Genomic DNA, 19,288 nt, shown 5'->3' on the forward strand with positions numbered 1-19,288 from the left:
TAAAGTCAAAAAAATTGGTTAGAATAATTAATATTCTTACTTTAGTAAGAATATTAATTATTCCGGTATAAAACTTTTCCAGTATCCATCAACACCTGCGATTCGATTGTATAGACTAAAATGATTTACCATGAAACGAACGATGAACTATTTTACAGCTATTCTCTGCTTCATATTGGCCTCCGGCAAGCTGGCAGCCCAGTCCGCTCCGCCACAGGCATTTAATTATAGCGGCGTGGCACGAAATGCAAGCAATAATCCTATAGCCAACCAAACCATTGGAGTACAATTAAGTGTACTTAAGGGCAGTGCGGTAACAGGTACAATAGTTTATAAAGAGAATCACTTTACCAATACAGATGCGCTTGGGTTATTTAATTTGGCTGTTGGTACAGGGGCTGTGCAAAGCGGTACTTTTAATACTATAGACTGGAGTAATGACACTTATTACTTACGGGTTGGCTTAGATGCAACCGGAGGCACTAACTTTGTTACAATGGGATCCACACAGCTGCTAAGTGTTCCTTATGCTTTGTATGCCAAAAGTGCAGGAAATGCTGGAAATACAACCGATAGAGATACAAGTCCAACTAATGAGTTACAGGCATTAAGCGTTAGAAAAGATACCATTTTTTTAACTAATGGAGGATTTGCAAAAGTCCCTTTAAGCAGTTTTGATCATGACACAAGTGCTACAAATGAACTTCAGACGTTAAGTATACGAAATGATACTATCTTTTTATCAAATGGAGGATTTGCAAAATTACCTGCAGGTGTAGGAAGTGGCACAAAGCCAACTGTAACGACTAATAGTGCTACTTCAATAACATCAACATCAGCCACATTGCAAGGTAATGTAACTAATGATGGAGGTGAAATTATATTAACCAGGGGGTTGTGTTTAAGCACCACTCCCACTCCCACTACAGCTAATTTATTAATGACAATAAGTCCCCCTCCCTCTGGATATTTAGGCACATTTTCATTTAATTCCAATAACCTAACAACAGTTACTGTTTATTATGTACGAGCATTTGCTACTAATGCAAACGGAACATCATATGGAAACCAGGTCTCATTTACCACTCTAAACACTTGTTTCCAACAAGAGGATAAACTTTATGGTTACTATGGTGGAGATATAAATTATTTATCTGGAGGTGGAATTGATTCAATAACCATTGATAATAATGATACAGTATACATAAGTAATACCATTTTTTCTGACTGCATCTTAAATAACCTTAATGATAGGTTTAGTTATGCAAATTACACCAATCTGTCTCTGCCATCAGGTGGAACATCATTTACAACTACAACACAATCGGTTAGCGATATATATTTAAACAAATGGAATACTGAATCTTACATTCAAAATCCAACAGTAAACATTACATGTCAGAATATAACGGCTACTCAATGCAGTATTGTCATTAATATAGTTAGCGGTACATTTAAAACAACAAATTCAGAATATGTAAGCAGAGGATACAACAACAAAAATTGTGCAGGAGCTAAATTTTCAGGAATATACACAAAATAATTTATGAGGATAAATATAGAGTATCTATTTGTTTTTTGTATGGTATATAATGTTATACATGCACAGAATATAAAATCTTCAGCTGTTACCACCAGTGGCGCAACTATGAATCAAAGCAATGCAAAACTAAGTTTTACGGTGGGTGAAATTGTGGTAAAAACTATTACTGATGGTAATAATAGTATTGGGCAGGGTTTTATAAATTCAAGCACATCTAATGTTATTACAGCCATTAAAGAACCGGATCTTTCTAAACTGCAAATGAAAGTATATCCAAACCCCTCAAGTGATTTGATATACGTAGATATTTCGGACAGCAAAGTGTCAGACATACAGTTGTCAGTTTATGATATCACCGGAAAACAAATCAGTAATGCTATTTACATAGCAGGAAATAATCATATCGGAGTCAATACCCAAAGCTGGCAAAAGGGTGAGTACATTATCACCATCCGCGATACCCATGGTGATCAGTTGGGGAGTTATAAAATTGTCAGGCTGTAAATTGAAATTCTTGTCATTGATACTCCCAACGGACTAAACGCCAAGATGTGTGTCCATGTACCGTTAGGAGAAACTTATTTCTTTTTACCACCCGTACCAAAGTTTTTTACACACCCCTTTGTCCCCTCTCAAGAGCGGAAATTCGGACAATGCAAGTATGAAATGATTACATAAAAAACCGGAAGGCTTACAGAATAATAAAAATGCACTAACGTAAAGAGTTGCACTTGCGTTTTCCCCTCCTCGGAGGGGACAAAGGGGTGGGTTTTATTTGCTCTTTTTCTTCCCCGCATATTCCTTCCAGAAGTTATAGGTCACATCCTGGCTGCGGACTGCCGTAGCACTCAGCGTTTTTAGTTTACGCACATTGTTCTGTTCTTTGTTGAACACCCTCGCTTTCACAGTATCATTCCATTGAATGGTCATGGTTTGCTGTATCAGTTTTTGCAATTTATCATCCAACACGGGTGTGACGATTTCAATCCTGAAATCTAAGTTGCGCGTCATTAAATCGGCGGAACCAAAATAGTATTCCGGCTTTCCGTCATTGTGAAAAATAAAAACACGCGAATGTTCCAGAAATTTATCTACGATACTGATAGCCTCTATGTTTTCGCTGATACCCGGAATGTTCGGAATCAGCGAACAGATGCCTCGGATAATCAGCTTTACCTTTACGCCGGCCTTGCTGGCATTGTAGAGCTTGTTAATCATATCTTCATCCACCAGGTTGTTCAGCTTGAAAAAAACCTCCGCCTTCTTTCCTTCTCGGGCGTGCTTGATTTCCTTGTTGATGAGATGCGTCAGTTTGCTACGCAGATTAAATGGCGCTATCAGCAGTTTGTTGATTTTGGGTACCGAATAGTTTTTATCAAAAAATGTGAACACCTGCCGGGCTTCTTTGGTGATAACCTGGTTGCTGGTCAGCACCATCAGGTCGGTGTATATGCGGGCCGTTTTTTCGTGCAGGTTTCCGGTGCCGATGCAGGCGTAATATATTTTCTTACCTTTCTCGCGGCGTGTTATTAAACACAATTTGGAATGCACCTTCAGTCCCGCAATACCTGTTATGACACGTGCACCGGCATCTCTTAATTTATTCGCCCACTCGATATTCGCTTCTTCATCAAAACGGGCGCGCAGCTCAATAAATACCGTCACGTCTTTGCCATTGTGCAGGGCCGTGATCAACGATTTAATCACATGAGAATTGGAAGATACACGGTACAGCGTAACCCTTATGTGCGACACATTCGGGTCGATGGCCGCTTCGCGCAACAGGTCCAGAAAATAATCAAACGAATGATACGGAAAATGAAGGAGAATGTCTTTCTCTTTCATTTTGGCAAGGATGCTTCTTGTCTTATGCAGATCCGGGTGGGCAATATGTGTTTGAGCCGGGTTTAATAAATCAGTCCTTCCTAAATCCGGAAAGCGGATGAAGTCCTTAAAGTTGTGATAACGGACACTGCCAACGACATGGGTTTCCTTGTCCAGGTTCATCTTTTTCACCAAAAAGTTTAAAAAGTCTTTTGGCATTTCAGCGTCATAGATGAAGCGTATAGCTTCTCCTTTCTTACGCTTCTCTAAACTTTTTTCTACGGACTCCAGGAAAGTGGTGGAAATATCGTTGTCGATATCCAGCTCCGCATCCCGGGTAAATTTGATGGTATAGGCGTCAATCTTGTCAAAATCATAAATCTGAAAAACATCTTTTAGGTTGAAACGAATGACATCATCCAGAAATAAGATGTATTGTTTGTCTTTTCTCGGGGGTAACACGACAAAACGGGATATGCTGTGCGACGGCACTTCAATCAAAGAGTAGATGGGTTCCTTTTTGGTTTTATAAATCCGGACAGCCAGATAAATGGACGAATCCTGCAGAACGGGGAATGCTTTCATCTTGTCTATCATGATGGGAAAAATTTCCAGCCGGACTCTTTCCTGAAAATATTTTTTGACAAACAAACCCTGCTCCTTATCCAATTGTTTTTCATTAATGATGAGAATCTTTTCCTTCTCCAGCTCTTTCTGGATAACCTGAAAAGTTTGATTGAATCTTTTTTGCAGCAGCTCAATTTTATCCTGAATCTCATCGAGCAGCTTTGCCGGATTTAAACCCAGATCTTGTTTGGCTTGTTTTTGAAAATCTATCAGGCGGGCGATGGTCGCGACGCGCACACGGAAGAACTCATCCAGGTTGTTCGAAAAGATGCCGAGAAACTTAAGCCGTTCAATGAGCGGAACAGTCTTATCTTCCGCTTCCTGCAATACGCGCTCGTTAAAGGAGAGCCAGCTTAATTCCCTGTTGATGATTGGATGGTTTGCCATGTGTGAGTGATGAAAATACTTATTTTTCAGACAATAATTTAGGATTCACAAAAAATTCACATATCCCCTTTTTTAGGGTGATGTCTTTCCAGTTGGTTGCATCAAATCGTATACGACAGACGGCACCAGTGGGAAATTTATCCGGATTCTCACCACTCAGCGTAATAATCACGGAAGACAAAACGGGTTCATGCCCGAATATGAAAACATCCTTCAAACGATTGTCTGTGTTTTCTATAACACGAATAACAGAAGTTGTGTTCCCAAAATAAATAGCCTGCTCTATTTTTAGATCTTCAGTCTTGTATTTTAAAACAGTTCCTATACCAATGGCTGTTTGCAAAGCCCGTGTTGCCGGAGAGGTGATGATCAGATCCGGTTCTATCTTTTTATTTTTTAAATAATCTCCAATGAGAACTATCGCCTGTTTGCCGCGCGTATTCAGCGGACGAACCATGTCATCCAATTCCGGATTTTCCCAACTTGATTTGGCGTGCCGTATGATGGTCAGATGTTTCATTTTTTCAAATGTACAATTATTCCGATGGTTCGAAAATGACTTTTATCATAAAATTCCGTTGTTTTATAGTGGACAATTGTCTGAAAAACAGTTTGTTATGAATAGAGAAGGGTTGTTTTTCCGGTATTTATGCTTTTTTTACGAATTAGCCGGAGGTTTTATTGCATTTTAATGGTCACAAAGAATTGGATATTAAGATTAAATGCGTATATTTGCACCGTAATTAAGAATTGAAGAGGACTCGAAGTCCTCTTTTTTAGTACGTTTCTTTTAATTTTTTAAGAAAGGTGCGTATGGGATTCGCTTTAAAAACAAAAAACAAATGAGCTGATAAAAAGGCTTATTTCATGCAGCGTGATGGATAAACTGGTTCAATTAAAACAAACGATCGAGCAGGAGTTATTGGCTTTTTTTGAAGGAACCAACTTGTTTTTAGTAGAAGTAAAAGTTCTTTCAAACGGTAAGATTGAAGTTTTTGCAGACGGGCTAACCAACATTACCATTGATGAATGTGCTCAGATCAGCCGGCATATCCACCATTTTATGGAAGAGAACGGACTGATGAGCGACAATTTATCACTCGATGTTTCTTCTCCCGGTATGGATGAGCCCCTGAAGGTTGCCAGGCAATTTCAAAAGCAGCTCGGCAGGCAGGTGGATGTGGTGTTGAAAAACGGATTGAAAATCACAGGGGAATTGCAGGCCGCCACAGAAAAGGAGATTACTGTACAAGAAATTATTAAACTAAAAAAAACAGAAACCATAGAAGAACATGTATATGGTTTTGAGGAAATAAAATCAGTTAAAAAACATTTCAATTTTAAACTATAATTGCCATGAACAGTGCAGAATTAGTAGAATCGTTCTCGGAGTTTAAAGACTTTAAAAACATTGACCGCCCAACCATGATGCGGGTGTTGGAAGATGTTTTCAAAACCTTGCTGCGTAAAAAATACGGCTCCGACCAGAACTTTGACATAATCGTGAATACCGACAAAGGCGACCTGGAAATCTGGCGACACCGAACTATCGTAGAGGATGGAAAAGTAGAAGACCGCCTGGCGGAAGTGGAGCTTTCTGTTGCGAAAAAAGTGGAACCCGACATGGAAGCTGGAGAAGAGTTGTACGAAGAAATCACCATTGAATCTTTCGGCAGACGCGCTATTTTGGCGGCCCGCCAAACCTTGATTTCAAGGGTACTGGATTTGGAGAAAGACGAAGTCTACAAAAAATACAAAGACAGGGTGGGCGATATCATTTCCGCGGAAGTGTATCAGGTTTGGAAGAAAGAAATTTTGTTGCTGGATGATGACGGTAATGAACTTATTCTGCCGAAGAGCGAACAGATCAAAACCGATTTTTATAAAAAAGGCGATACCATCAGGGCGGTCGTTAAGAATGTGGAATTACGCGGAAGCAACCCGCTGGTTATCTTGTCGCGCACAGATGCTTCTTTCCTCGCAAAACTATTGGAGCAAGAAGTTCCTGAAATTATGGATGGCTTGATTGTGATTAAAAAATCGTGCGCGAGCCGGGTGAAAGAGCCAAGGTGGCTGTAGAGTCTTACGATGACAGAATTGACCCTGTTGGTGCTTGTGTCGGCATGAAAGGCTCCCGTATTCACGGCATTGTCCGCGAGTTGCGAAATGAAAACATTGACATTATCAACTACACCAACAATATCAACCTGTTGCTGCAGCGTTCCTTGACGCCTGCAAAAATTGAAGGTATTGCACTGGATGAGGTAAAGAAAAGAGCATCGGTTTATTTAAAACCGGATCAGGTTTCCCTGGCAATAGGTAAAGGCGGTTTCAATATAAAATTAGCCAGCAAATTGACCGGATATGAGATAGATGTGTTCAGAGACACCGATACGGAAGTGGAGGATGACGTGGATTTGGATGAATTTTCAGATGAAATTGAAGGCTGGATCATAGATGAATTAAAAGCGATTGGTTGCGATACCGCTAAATCCGTTTTGGAACTGGACAGAGATGAGCTGGTGCGCAGAACAGATCTGGAAGAAGAAACCATTGACGATGTCATCAAGATTTTAAAATCAGAATTTGAATAACATGAATAGTCATTAGCCACCAGTCGTTGGTCAATAGAGATATTAAACCACATGACTATTGACCATTGACCATTGACTAAACAAGAAATATGTCAGAAGGGAAATCCATACGATTAGCAAGTGCGGCGAAGGAGCTGAATGTTGGTACGTCTACCATAGTGGACCACTTGCATGAAAAAGGCTTCAAAGACGTGGAGAACAAGCCGAACACCAAGCTTACCGAAGAGCAGTATAACGTATTGCTGCGAGATTTTGTGCAATCGATTGCTATCAAAGAGAAGGCAGAACAAATCAATATCGGAAAACGGAAAGAAGAGGAAATCTCTATCAAAGAAGCCATTCAGGCGGCAAAGGAAGAAGCAAAAACGGAAGAGGTAATTCACAAAATTGCGAAAACAGACGTTGAAGGACCAAAGGTTTTGGGAAAGATTGACCTTACGGAGAAACCTAAAAAGTCAGAAGAGAAAAAGAAGGAGGAAGCAGCTAAAACAGAGGAAGAAAAGCCTAAAAAAACAGCTAAAAAGACTACAGAAACAGCTGCGGAGCCGGATAATACAGAAACGACGGTAACGGAAAAAACAGAAGCTGCCATTGTCCCTGCAGAAAAAGCACAGGACGAGGTTATCCGCGCAAAAACCGAGACGCTGTCCGGACCTAAAATATTAGGCAAAATAGAATTACCCATTAAACAGGAAAGAAGACCGGAAGACATACACCGTGAAGATGAAAAAATCAGACGGGAAAAAGAGAAAGACAAAGGCAAGGATGATAAGCAGAAGAGAGCCCGTATTTCTCAGACAAAAGTAGACATCAAGAAATTTGAGCCCTCTAAAGATACCCGCCCAACCAGAACAGCTACCAGCAGACCGGATAACCGACGAGCAAAACCCGCGGATTCTAAAGAAGGAATTTCAGAGAAAGATATTCAGGAAAAGATTCGTTCCACTATGGCAAAATTGCAGGGAACGAAAGCAAAATCAGACCGATCCAAATATAGAAAAACAAAGCGGGACGAACACGCCACCCGGGCGGAAGGTGAAAACCAGGAGTCCAATGTTTTACAGCTCACCGAGTTTATTACCGTAAGTGATTTAGCCGGCTTGATGGATGTTTCCCCAACACAGGTCATCAGCTCCTGTATGGGATTGGGGGTATTCGTTTCCATTAATCAGCGGTTGGATGCGGAAGTGATAGAATTAGTGGCAAGTGAGTTTGGATATGAGGTGCAGTTTATCAACCTGGCGGATGAAGACGATGAGGAAGAAGAATACGTAGATGAGCCGGAAGATTTGGTAAAGCGCCCTCCGATTGTAACCATCATGGGCCACGTTGACCATGGTAAGACATCTTTATTGGACTATATACGAAGTGCTAATGTGGTTGCCGGAGAAATGGGCGGTATCACTCAGCATATAGGAGCATATGAAGTGGAAACCGTCAAAGGGGAACACATTACGTTCTTAGATACACCGGGTCACGAAGCGTTTACCGCGATGCGTGCGCGTGGTGCAAAGCTCACAGACATAGCAGTAATAGTAATTGCGGCGGATGACAGCATCATGCCACAAACCAAAGAAGCCATTTCGCATGCGCAGGCAGCGGAAGTTCCGATGATTTTTGCCATCAATAAAATTGATAAGGACGGAGCCAATCCCGATAACATCAGGAACCAGTTGTCTCAGATGAATATCATGGTGGAAGAATGGGGCGGTAAATTCCAGTGTCAGGAAATATCCGCAAAAAAAGGCTTAAACATTGATAAATTATTAGATAAGATAGTGCTGGAATCCGAAATGCTGGATTTGAAAGCCAATCCGAATAAACCGGCTATCGGTTCTGTCATTGAAGCACAGCTGGATAAAGGCCGGGGTTACGTATCTACCATCATGGTGCAGGAAGGTACTCTGAAAATCGGTGACTTTGTGGTGGCCGGACAATACTTTGGAAAAGTAAAAGCCATGACCAATGAGCGGGGTGTTCGTATTGAGAAGGCAGGGCCATCATCACCGGTACAGGTATTGGGCCTGTTGGGAGCACCAACTGCAGGTGATAAGATAAGAGTATACGAAGATGAAGATGAAGGAAAAGAAACAGCGAACAGACGCGCTACGATCATTCGGGAGCAGGGAATGCGTGCTAAGAAACATATCACACTCGATGAAATCGGACGCCGTCTGGCTTTGGGTAATTTCAAGGAATTAAACTTAATCATCAAAGGTGACGTGGACGGTTCGGTGGAAGCATTGGCCGACTCTTTACTGAAATTAACGACGGAAGAAATTCAGGTGAATGTCATACACAAAGGTGTGGGAGCTATCAGCGAGTCTGATGTGTTGCTGGCATCCGCATCCGATGCGATTATTTGTGCATTCCAGGTGCGGCCATCCATGAATGCAAAAGTGCTGGCGGAAAAAGAAGATATTCAAATCAAGTACTACAACATCATCTATGATGCAATCGACGAAATCAAGGCGGCGATGGAAGGTTTGTTAGAGCCGAAATTCGAAGAAAAGATTGTTGGTAATATTGAAGTCCGCGAAGTGTTTAAGGTAACGAAAGTGGGAACCATCGCAGGTTGTTATGTATTGGACGGACGGGTGGCGCGTAACCATAAAATCAGAATCATCCGGGATGGTATTGTTATCCATACGGGAGAGCTGGAATCATTGAAACGTTTCAAAGACGACGTTAAAGATGTGGTGAAAGGTTACGAATGCGGCCTGAAAATAAAAGGCTATAACGATATACAGGTGGGCGATATCGTCGAAGCATTCGAACAGGTAGAAGTCAAACGCAAGCTGTAATTTATGCCACGATTATCATGGCATGATAAATCAAAAAACGCACATCATATGATGTGCGTTTTTTTGTATTCCTTACGGTAAGTATTTCAGGTTACAATCCATTTATAGATAATCCGAATACAATCGGATTCATCCTGGGTCCTTTGTTGTTCACAAACGTATTGGACAGGGAATAATAACAGAACAGATTGAACAGGCCATAACCGGCCCGGATATAAGGGCCGTAACGCAGCTTATTCATATTGGCAACACCCAGTTGTTTAAATTTGATATTGTTACCGCTGTTGTTTAACTCTTCCCCTTCGTATTTCCATTTGCTGCCTACCAGGAATCCAAACTTGAATCCTACCGATACCTTGATAGCCATACCTGTTTTTTTATGAGGTTTGGAACGGTAGCGGAATTCAAACGGGATGTCGATATAGGTCATATTCAGTTTGGACTTTTTGGAAGAGATGGAGTCGCCGAATGCATAAAAACGGGTGGCGGTATCTCCTATCCAGCTCATGCCGAATTTTTTGAAATAATAGTTTTCAGAGCCTACGCCAATTCCGGGCGCCAGGCTGAAATGCTGGAATTTGGTTTTCTTGCCCAAAATCAAATCGTAATAAAAGTAAGCGTTGAATCCGCGGTTGAAGTTTTCCAGACTGAAATCATTCGGAACAGTAACGCCGCCGTCTTTTTTGATGAATGCGTTCATCATGCAAAATTCCAGTACCAGTCGGTCTTTAGATTTATTGATTCTCTTCTTTACAGCCTCCGATATTCCTTTGGGGCCAGCCGTGGAGGCATCCTGCTGTCCGAACACCATAACGGTGGTACAAAATAAAAAGAACAGACTGAATCCAATTTTACGCATAAATCCTTTTTCTTATTAAAAATAGACTGCAAAAATACGGTTTTTATTGGTTAAATCGGACAATTAACCTTTATTAATTAAAACAAAACAGGCAAATCGTAATATCGGTTGAAGATGTTTGTGGCGAAGCTGATCATAAAAGAATTGCTTTTAAGGTCAGTGGTATTGGCCACCTTGGAGGTATATTTCCGAAACTGTCCCTTTGCTTCGATAATCATGTTGAGTTTTGGATTCAGGATATATCCCACACGTATGTCATGGTCCATCACATTATAGCCAAATCCATTCTGTATTTTTACATTCGTCGTCGTCGTCGCCTGTGAGCCGATATCCAAAATGTTGTTTCCGTAATTCTGGTTTAGGGAGGTATCTGTAGCGGTTTGCGTGTACGACATTTTATAGGATGCATACACCCGTTTGTATTGATAATTGGCCATTACCAGAAACTCGTTGAAGTTCGCCCCCATCGGGTGTCCTAACGCCTGGTTGTAATGTGAATAGCCGATTGCGCTGTCCTGTCCCTGATAAGAGTAAGGCCGGACACTGTTGTATTCCACCTGCAGGTTCAGGTTTTTCACGCCGCCCACATCGAAATATTTCACACCGGCCTGCCATCCCATCCTGCGGTCTGAAGTATTCTTCTTACCGTAACGGTTAAACATGAACTGCCCGTATAAGACGATGTATTTCGGGCATGTAACCTTTATGTTCAGGCCATACACCTTGGTTGTGTTGGGTGCCAGATTCTTTTGAAAGGCACGTATTCCTAAAATGGGATTGATGTAGTTGTAATTGAAATAGGTGTTTCCTTTTTCGGTGGTCCTTCTCCAGGTGATGCCTTCAAATATGCCAATCTGCAGAAACTTTGCCGCATCGATACTTAAGTAATTAAAATTCGCCAGCTTGCGCGGATAGCCTTGCCCGAAATCGTTGAAGTTATTCAGGTTGTCAATCAGCTCGGCGTAGATACTGGTGTATTTGATGCGCCATACGGTGGTGGTGAATTTTATGTAAGGATATGTGTAAGAGTTGTCCGATAAAAATAAGGAACGGTATCCGTCACCGATGAAATGTTTTCCGTTACCGACTTCGATGTTGAACTGCTTCACAGGAGAATAGGATAAATACGCATTGATACTGGAGAAATCCAGCCCGCCGCTGCCCCTGTTGCGAATATTACCTTCGCCCGGAATGGCGCTGGTCAGCAAACTGTAAATGGTTACGTAAGGAGGGAATTTTCCAACCGTGTTAATGAAGGAAGTGTACAGGGTAACCTTGCTGCCGATATCCACCCGCAGCTCCAGCCCTTTCTGGTTATAGCTCAATACTTTCTTTTCCGTCAGGTCATATCCGAACCCGACATTGAAAATAGGATTGACGGCCACATACACTTTTCGTTTTTTGTATTGGGTATCGTAGATATTGTCTTCATAAAAAACGGAGTCCTTCGCCAGGATTTTTCCGAAGTGTTTGACATAACCTTTCTCATCAAACTCTAAAATATTTTCGAACCCTACCTGATTCACCAGTTTGCTGAACCAGTTGGTATGCGGCATCCTTTCGAAATGCTGTACCGTATCCGGATAAACGAAATTGTAAACTTCTGCCGCTTTATAAGGTTTTACGGCGCTATGAAAGACCCCCTTATCCCAGCCGTTTAGATACTTCTCATAGCTCAGCACCATGTTTCGGTTGAGCGGCATATTTTCCTGTTGAGCCTGCGCAAAAATAGAAAAAGAGAACAGTAAATATAAGAGAGCGTATTTGTTAGAATGCATTTTCTTCACCTCGTAGCATATTGATGATGGTCATGATAATTATTTTGACATCCAGTCCGAAGCTCCAGTTTTCTATGTACCAGACATCCGCGCGAACCCTTCCTTCCATATCATTCACATCTTTGGTTTCGCCTCGATACCCGTTCACCTGAGCCCACCCGGTAATGCCGGGCTTGATTAAATGCCGAACCATAAATTTATCAATAATTTTTGAATATTCTTCCGTGTGCTTCAGCATATGAGGTCGTGGACCGATAACGGACATTTGTCCCGTGAAAACATTGATGAATTGGGGAAGCTCGTCCAGGTTGGTCTTTCGCAAAAATTTCCCGATGGGAGTGATGCGCTGGTCGTGCCGCGTTGCCTGTCTGTGGTGCGCATCACCGTTTACGTACATCGTACGGAATTTGATAACGGAAAAAGATTTGTTCTTAATGCCCGAACGCTTTTGAATAAAAAACACCGGTCCCCTGGAGGTCAGTTTAATGATGACTGCCATTAACGGGATAAACCAGGACAGGATAAACAACAGCACCAGTATGGAAAATCCGATATCAAACAGTCGCTTGATAAAGCGGTTGACAATGTTTTCAAGTGGTTCGCTGCGCAAGGTCATCACGGGGATTTGTCCGTAATAATCGATTTCAACCTTATTGAGGTGGTGTGTCAGAAAGCGGGATAGATCCGGAACGATTTTAACACGAATCAGGTTCTCATCGCCAAATTGTATCAGCCCTTTAATGTTTTCTTCATCATCATACGGCAGGGCGCAGAACATTTCATCTATCTGATGTTCCACCGCATATCTTTTGGCGTCTTCCACCGTTCCCAAAATATGCTTTTTGACATTCTCCGTATATTTTTCCGGATTATTATCATAAAATCCGAGAAACTGGTAGCCGTATTCTATTTTATGCTCCAGCATGGTCTTAAATTCCTGCGCCGTTTCACCGGCACCAATAATCATTACCTTTCTGTTGTTAAAGCCTCGCGCCCGGTATATGCGCACGATTTTTATGAAACCGAACCGCCAGATCATTGTGAAAATAAACGCAGTGATATAGGTAATCATCAGCACCTCGCGCGACAACTTGAAAGTCTGGTTGTAATCTTTAAAGACAACGATATAGGAAAAAGATAAAACAACCTCCAGAAAGAACAATTTCAACAAAGCGGACAGCAACGTGAAGAAACGCGTGTTTCTGTACATGTCGAACGTACCGGAAAGCTGTGCTGCAAATAGATAAATGACGTTGAGATAAATCCACAGCTGCAGATACTTGGTATCAAACATCTGCACGTAATTCCAAAAACCCCAGACATGCCCTAGAAAGTAGGCGACATTCAGGATAAGCAAATCACCTAAAGCATGGATTAAAACATAGAGATTGGTAATTCTTTTTTTCATTCGTAAGGAGCGGTTTACTTAACGGCACGTCTAAGCTGTTCCAGCTTTCAAAAATACTATATTATCTTGTCAACTTAAAATTTAGTTATTTGTTCAAAGCCATTTTCTATGCTTTAAAATTAATACAACTCATCTTATTTTGACAAAACAAAAATATGGGATTGTAATTGCAAATGATTTATTTTTCATCATAATTTTTTGAGTGTTAGTGTTTTATGTATTTATTAGTGGCGGTGTGTATTTTTTTTGATTTTAATTTATGGAATTTGCTTCCTTTCGGTATCTTAATAGTATAAATTTGTAAATCACAAAACGAACACATTATGAGTAAAGACGACAAAGCGAAAGCACTGCAACTGACACTGGAAAAATTGGACAAACAATACGGTAAAGGAACCGTAATGAAATTAGGCGATAACAGCATCGTAGAATCGGAAGTGATATCTACCGGCTCGCTGGGGTTGGACCTGGCATTAGGTATTGGCGGTTTTCCGCGCGGAAGGATTATTGAAATCTATGGGCCGGAATCTTCCGGTAAAACGACATTGGCGATCCATGCCATTGCCCAGACACAAAAACAAGGAGGCGTTTGCGCGATTATTGATGCGGAACATGCCTTTGATAAAAAATATGCGGAAGCATTGGGTGTGGATACGGATAATCTGTACATCACCCAGCCGGATGACGGTGAACAGGCGCTGGATATCGCAGAGCAGTTGATTCGCTCCGCTGCAATTGATTTGGTGGTGGTGGATTCCGTGGCGGCACTGGTACCACGCAGCGAAATTGAAGGCGAAATGGGTGACAGCAAGATGGGTTTACATGCCCGCCTGATGAGCCAGGCGATGCGTAAACTCACCGGCGCCATCAGCAAAACCGACTGCAGCTGTATTTTCATCAACCAGCTGCGCGATAAGATAGGTGTGATGTTTGGCAGCCCAGAAACCACTACAGGCGGAAATGCCCTAAAATTCTATGCATCCATCCGTCTGGATATCCGACGTGCCGGACAAATCAAAGACAAGGAAAACAATGTCATCGGCAATCAGACCAAGGTGAAGGTGGTGAAGAACAAACTGGCTCCGCCGTTTAAAGTGGCTGAGTTTGATATCATGTTTGGCAAGGGAATTTCCAAGGAAGGCGAAATTGTCGATATGGGTTCCGAATTGGGCATCCTTCAGAAAAGCGGAGCCTGGTACAGCTACGAAGGCCAAAAGATTGGACAAGGCAGGGATCAGGTAAAACAACTGCTGTCCGATAATCCGGGACTGGCGGATGAAATTGAAGCGAAGATCAAAGCCAAATTATTACCGGCTTAATACTGCAGCATGACGACCAGAATGTCAATAAGGCCATCGCCCAGCGATGGCCTTATTTTTTAAAGATATCGCCATAATCATTCTTAAATATTCGTATTTCAAAAATAGAATCTCGATATTCGTAATTCTATCTGTTGTATTTATGGTTCTATTATTTCAAATGATAACGATGGCGGATTTCAAAGAGCACTGGTGGCTCTATTTGTCCATGCCCGTCATCGCCTCTGTGATTGGTTATGCCACTAAAATTGTGGCCATCAGGATGATGTTTGAACCGCTGGAATTTTTCGGGATCAAACCATTTCTGGGTTGGCAGGGCATCATTCCGCGCAAGGCGGCCATCATGAGTTCCATTGCCTGTGATACGCTGACATCCAGACTGATTACACCCAAAGAAATATTTTCACGCCTCGACCCTGACCGGGTGGCAAAAGAATTGGAAAAACCCATGCTTCCGATAGTGGAAAAGATTACCCACGACGTGATGAGCCACTATCAGCCCGGCCTGTGGGAAAGCATTCCGGAAAATGCCAAAAAATTGCTGATTAAACGGATACAACAGGAATCACCGGCCATGGTGCGGCAGCTGATGCAGCAAACCAAGGATAACTTGGACGAAGTTTTTGACCTGAAAGATATGGTCATCACAAATCTTACCAAAGACAAAGAACTGCTGAATAAAATATTTCTGGAAAGCGGTGAAAAAGAATTTCAGTTCATCCGCAACTCAGGTATCTATTTTGGCTTCCTGATTGGGTTGGTGCAGATGATTGTATGGATGCTGACACAGGAACCGCTGATTATGCCCATATTTGGTTTGTTTACGGGTTGGTTCACCGACTGGCTGGCATTGAAGATGATTTTTCTGCCTAAAACCCCCAAAAAATATATTGGTTTATTCAACTGGCATGGCTTGTTTTTCAAACGGCAGCAGGAGGTCGCCTCCGCCTACGGTGCACTGATTGCCCAGAAAGTCCTCACTCCGAGCAACATGATAGAATCTATACTGACAGGAAAATTATCCGATAACCTATTCAATATGATTCAGAAAAATGTACAGCAGATGGTGGATGAACAGGCGGGCGTTTTAAAGCCAATCGTAGTGTTTGCTGTCGGTTCTGAGAAATACAGAGCCATGAAAACGGCCATTACCGGAAACATGGTCAAGCAACTGCCGGTTGCGTTGAAACACATTGAAAAATATGCCGAAGATGCCATGGACATCAGAAATACCCTGGTCACCAAAATGCAGGAACTGACGCCGGATGAGTTTGAAGGCGTTCTGCGTCCTGCCTTCAAACAGGACGAATGGATTCTGATTACCGTGGGTGCTGTGCTGGGATTTATGGTGGGCGAACTGCAGGTGTTGCTCATGGAGCATTTTGTCCTCCACGCCGGTTAAGCATCATACCACATTCATTTAAACAATTCTTAACTTCTTAACGAATGCTATGCGTGCATTCTTTTTGTAATTTTAATTGATTCATCATTTCAATTATTACAGTCAGTTGCTTCACATTAAAAACAGTGAACGGTGCGCTGTCAACCAACCACCCAAATGAACAACAAGGTTTTTATTTTTGACACAACACTCAGAGACGGCGAACAGGTGCCGGGCTGCCAGCTGAATACGATTGAAAAGATAGAAGTAGCACTGGCCCTGGAAGAACTGGGAGTGGATGTGCTGGAAGCCGGATTTCCGATTTCATCTCCCGGGGATTTTAAATCTGTGGTAGAGATTACCAAGAATATATTCAAGCCTACCATTTGTGCGCTGACCCGTGCGGTGGCTGCAGATATTGACTGTGCGGCGGAGGCTTTGAAACTGGCCAAACGCGGCCGTATTCACACAGGCATTGGCTCGTCAGATATCCATATTAAAAATAAGCTGAAGACAACACGTGAAGCTATATTGGAGAAGGCGGCGTGGGCGACTAAGTATGCCCGTAATTATGTAGATGACGTGGAATTTTTCTGCGAAGATGCAGGCCGTGCAGATTTAGAATTTTTAGCGAAAATGGTGGAAACGGTGATCGCTGCCGGTGCTACTGTCGTCAATATTCCGGATACGACAGGGTATTGTCTGCCGGAACAATACGGCGCCAAGATTGCCTATCTGATGAATAATGTGCCAAATATTGACAAGGCTATTTTGTCGGCGCACTGCCACAATGATTTAGGGTTGGCGACAGCCAATTCCATAGCGGCGATTAAAAACGGGGCCAGGCAGGTGGAGGTGACCATGAACGGAATCGGGGAGCGGGCCGGAAATACTTCCCTCGAGGAGGTTGCCATGATTTTGAAATCGCATGAGGGCAATTTACACCTGGATTGCGGCATCAACATCAAAAAGATATATCCTACTTCCCGATTGATTACCCGCTTGATGCGCATGCCGGTGCAGCCGAATAAGGCAATAGTCGGCAGAAATGCGTTTTCCCATTCTTCCGGTATTCATCAGGATGGGGTATTGAAAAACAGGGAGAATTATGAAATCATCGACCCGCATGATGTGGGTGTGCCGGAGTCATTGATTGTGCTGACAGCTAGAAGCGGCCGTGCTGCATTGAAGCATCGTCTCGAAAACATCGGTTTTAAGATGGAGCAGGCAGAACTGGATGAAACGTATAAGAAATTCCTGGAATTGGCTGATCAGCGCAAAGAAATCTATGATGAGGATTTGCTGGAGATGATGGGTCACAGCCGCGAAGGCAAAATTTATGAGATTGATTATCTGGAAGTTCATTGTGGTAAACGCCATCAGGCGACAGCAACGGTGGCATTATTGAAAAATGGTGTAAGAACAGTAGAAATTGCAGATGGCTGCGGTCCTGTGGATGCGACGCTGAAAGCAATTGATAAAATTGTGCAGCAGCCTGTACGTCTGGAGGAGTATCTGGTGCAGGCCATCACCGGCGGTAGTGATGATACCGGAAAGGTACATATCCAGGTTTCCAAAGACGGGGTATTTTATTATGGTTTTGGAAATGATACCGATGTGATTTATGCGACAGCCAAAGCATATATTGATGCGTTGAATAAGCTCTAAAATTTATTGTACCCAAACCACCCGATGCTCAGGACAATAAAGAAAGGGCATTTATTTAAATCGTCAAGTTCTCTAATTTGTACCTCGCTCGGGAGGACGGCAATTACAGGGTATTAATCCAGGTAACCCTGATAATATTCCTCCACATATTCTTTTAAACAAACCTTCCAGTCGCGCATGATGTTCAATCCGCGCAGATCCAGTTTTTTATTGATAAGCCGCTCGCTTGGCGGTCGCTGAGAAAAATATTCCTGTTTCCAGAAATCGGAATCAACGGCAGTGATTTTTATTTCATTTTCTTTCCCTGCCAATCGCACCAGCTCCGTGGCCACTTCCAGGCGTCCGGTAATGCCGCCGCAAACCATGTTGTACAAACCCCAAACCTCTTTTTCCAGCAGCAGCTTCACATTGCGGGCAAAATCGTACGTCAGTGTAGGTGTTCCCAGTTTATCATTTACGATAAACAATTCCTTCTTCCCGTCTTTTAATTGCTGCATCAGTTTCTGGATAAATTTTTTATCCTTTTTTGGTCCGGCTCCCATCATCCAGCCAGCCCGGCAGATTAAATGCCGGGTTTTATTTTGCTGCACAAAGACCTCTCCGGCCCATTTGCTGCGTGCATAATGTCCGAGCGGATTGGGTTTGTCCCAGTCATCAAATATATCCTGTGTTCCGTCAAAAATCCCTGCGGTAGAAATGTAAAGCATAGGGACGTTTAGTGCATTGGAAATATGTACGGCATTTTCGACAGCAATGGTATTGGTTAAATAAGCGTCATCCTGATGGGTGTCGCAATATTCCAAAGACGTATGTGCGCCCAAGTGAAAAAGATAATCCGGTTTAAATTCAAACACGTCTTTCTTATAGGCTTCAAAATCACGGAAGTCCAGAAAAGACAACCAATCCTCATTGATATCTTTGTCGGTACATTTCAATTCAAATGTATCCTGAAATATTTTGTGGAAGGCTTCTCCCAGCATGCCGCCACAGCCGGCGATATATATTTTTTTCTTCATCTCCATATTTTCATACTGAACTTCATCAGCATTATTTTTAGTTCACAAATAGACTCCGAAACAAGTTTGGAAAGAAGTGC

13 protein-coding genes and 1 pseudogene are annotated in these 19,288 nt (G+C 42.4%); 8 read left to right on the top strand and 6 right to left on the bottom strand.

Annotation, left to right across the window (positions count from 1 at the left end; all coding sequences use genetic code 11):
* The first annotated feature begins 130 nt into the window (after window positions 1-130).
* Entirely contained in the window at window positions 131-1,543 is a 1,413-nt protein-coding gene (locus IPM95_10945; protein ID MBK9329797.1) for a hypothetical protein, read from the top strand.
* 39 nt (window positions 1,544-1,582) lie between these two features.
* Window positions 1,583-2,047: a T9SS type A sorting domain-containing protein gene (locus tag IPM95_10950; protein ID MBK9329798.1), complete on the top strand. Its 465-nt coding sequence runs from the start codon at window positions 1,583-1,585 to the stop codon at window positions 2,045-2,047.
* Between the two features lie 267 nt (window positions 2,048-2,314).
* Here IPM95_10950 and ppk1 read toward each other — a convergent pair whose 3' ends face one another.
* Both ppk1 and IPM95_10960 read right to left on the bottom strand, forming a co-directional pair.
* Complete coding sequence (gene ppk1 / locus IPM95_10955; GenBank protein ID MBK9329799.1) at window positions 2,315-4,381, bottom strand: polyphosphate kinase 1; 2,067 nt, start codon at window positions 4,379-4,381, stop codon at window positions 2,315-2,317.
* Window positions 4,382-4,400: 19 nt separating this feature from the next.
* Window positions 4,401-4,901 carry a histidine phosphatase family protein gene (locus IPM95_10960; GenBank protein ID MBK9329800.1) on the bottom strand — a complete coding sequence of 167 codons (501 nt, stop codon included), beginning with the start codon at window positions 4,899-4,901 and terminating at the stop codon, window positions 4,401-4,403.
* Between the two features lie 357 nt (window positions 4,902-5,258).
* Between IPM95_10960 and IPM95_10965 the strand changes: the two genes are divergently transcribed.
* The 3 genes and pseudogenes from IPM95_10965 to infB all read left to right on the top strand — a co-directional run bounded on the left by IPM95_10965 (window position 5,259) and on the right by infB (window position 9,779).
* Window positions 5,259-5,732: a ribosome assembly cofactor RimP gene (locus IPM95_10965; protein MBK9329801.1), complete on the top strand. Its 474-nt coding sequence runs from the start codon at window positions 5,259-5,261 to the stop codon at window positions 5,730-5,732.
* A 5-nt stretch (window positions 5,733-5,737) separates the two neighbouring features.
* Window positions 5,738-6,975: pseudogene (nusA, locus tag IPM95_10970) on the top strand (transcription termination/antitermination protein NusA).
* An 89-nt stretch (window positions 6,976-7,064) separates the two neighbouring features.
* A complete protein-coding gene (gene infB, locus IPM95_10975; GenBank protein MBK9329802.1) occupies window positions 7,065-9,779 on the top strand; it encodes a translation initiation factor IF-2 in 2,715 nt (904 codons plus the stop codon).
* 91 nt (window positions 9,780-9,870) lie between these two features.
* Here infB and IPM95_10980 read toward each other — a convergent pair whose 3' ends face one another.
* The 3 genes from IPM95_10980 to IPM95_10990 all read right to left on the bottom strand — a co-directional run bounded on the left by IPM95_10980 (window position 9,871) and on the right by IPM95_10990 (window position 13,824).
* Window positions 9,871-10,638 carry a PorT family protein gene (locus tag IPM95_10980; GenBank protein ID MBK9329803.1) on the bottom strand — a complete coding sequence of 256 codons (768 nt, stop codon included), beginning with the start codon at window positions 10,636-10,638 and terminating at the stop codon, window positions 9,871-9,873.
* Window positions 10,639-10,715: 77 nt separating this feature from the next.
* Window positions 10,716-12,341: a hypothetical protein gene (locus tag IPM95_10985; GenBank protein ID MBK9329804.1), complete on the bottom strand. Its 1,626-nt coding sequence runs from the start codon at window positions 12,339-12,341 to the stop codon at window positions 10,716-10,718.
* 64 nt (window positions 12,342-12,405) lie between these two features.
* Window positions 12,406-13,824, bottom strand: a complete 1,419-nt coding sequence (locus tag IPM95_10990; protein ID MBK9329805.1) for an undecaprenyl-phosphate glucose phosphotransferase — start codon at window positions 13,822-13,824, stop codon at window positions 12,406-12,408.
* A 323-nt stretch (window positions 13,825-14,147) separates the two neighbouring features.
* On the opposite strand from IPM95_10990, the gene recA reads away from it, so the two are divergent.
* From recA to IPM95_11005, 3 genes are all read left to right on the top strand, one after another.
* The gene (recA, locus tag IPM95_10995; GenBank protein MBK9329806.1) at window positions 14,148-15,143 is read left to right on the top strand and encodes a recombinase RecA; all 996 of its coding nucleotides are present in this window, start codon (window positions 14,148-14,150) and stop codon (window positions 15,141-15,143) included.
* Between the two features lie 160 nt (window positions 15,144-15,303).
* Window positions 15,304-16,545 carry a DUF445 domain-containing protein gene (locus IPM95_11000; GenBank protein MBK9329807.1) on the top strand — a complete coding sequence of 414 codons (1,242 nt, stop codon included), beginning with the start codon at window positions 15,304-15,306 and terminating at the stop codon, window positions 16,543-16,545.
* Between the two features lie 156 nt (window positions 16,546-16,701).
* Window positions 16,702-18,192 (top strand): 2-isopropylmalate synthase, encoded by a 1,491-nt coding sequence (locus IPM95_11005; GenBank protein MBK9329808.1) that lies wholly within the window; start codon window positions 16,702-16,704, stop codon window positions 18,190-18,192.
* Between the two features lie 113 nt (window positions 18,193-18,305).
* Here the strand turns inward: IPM95_11005 and IPM95_11010 are convergent, their stop codons facing one another.
* Entirely contained in the window at window positions 18,306-19,208 is a 903-nt protein-coding gene (locus tag IPM95_11010; GenBank protein MBK9329809.1) for an NAD(P)-dependent oxidoreductase, read from the bottom strand.
* Window positions 19,209-19,288: the final 80 nt, after the last annotated feature.

The organism is Sphingobacteriales bacterium (assembly GCA_016719635.1).
Classification (GTDB): domain Bacteria; phylum Bacteroidota; class Bacteroidia; order Chitinophagales; family JADIYW01; genus JADJSS01.

Excerpts from the sequence above, each read along its gene's own strand:
- IPM95_10945 (MBK9329797.1), top strand. The coding sequence starts at position 131 with ATGAAACGAACGATGAACTATTTTACAGCTATTCTCTGCTTCATATTG.
- IPM95_10950 (MBK9329798.1), top strand. The coding sequence starts at position 1,583 with ATGGTATATAATGTTATACATGCACAGAATATAAAATCTTCAGCTGTT.
- ppk1 (MBK9329799.1), bottom strand. The coding sequence starts at position 4,381 with ATGGCAAACCATCCAATCATCAACAGGGAATTAAGCTGGCTCTCCTTT.
- IPM95_10960 (MBK9329800.1), bottom strand. The coding sequence starts at position 4,901 with ATGAAACATCTGACCATCATACGGCACGCCAAATCAAGTTGGGAAAAT.
- IPM95_10965 (MBK9329801.1), top strand. The coding sequence starts at position 5,259 with ATGGATAAACTGGTTCAATTAAAACAAACGATCGAGCAGGAGTTATTG.
- infB (MBK9329802.1), top strand. The coding sequence starts at position 7,065 with ATGTCAGAAGGGAAATCCATACGATTAGCAAGTGCGGCGAAGGAGCTG.
- IPM95_10980 (MBK9329803.1), bottom strand. The coding sequence starts at position 10,638 with ATGCGTAAAATTGGATTCAGTCTGTTCTTTTTATTTTGTACCACCGTT.
- IPM95_10985 (MBK9329804.1), bottom strand. The coding sequence starts at position 12,341 with ATGCCGCTCAACCGAAACATGGTGCTGAGCTATGAGAAGTATCTAAAC.
- IPM95_10990 (MBK9329805.1), bottom strand. The coding sequence starts at position 13,824 with ATGAAAAAAAGAATTACCAATCTCTATGTTTTAATCCATGCTTTAGGT.
- recA (MBK9329806.1), top strand. The coding sequence starts at position 14,148 with ATGAGTAAAGACGACAAAGCGAAAGCACTGCAACTGACACTGGAAAAA.
- IPM95_11000 (MBK9329807.1), top strand. The coding sequence starts at position 15,304 with ATGATAACGATGGCGGATTTCAAAGAGCACTGGTGGCTCTATTTGTCC.
- IPM95_11005 (MBK9329808.1), top strand. The coding sequence starts at position 16,702 with ATGAACAACAAGGTTTTTATTTTTGACACAACACTCAGAGACGGCGAA.
- IPM95_11010 (MBK9329809.1), bottom strand. The coding sequence starts at position 19,208 with ATGAAGAAAAAAATATATATCGCCGGCTGTGGCGGCATGCTGGGAGAA.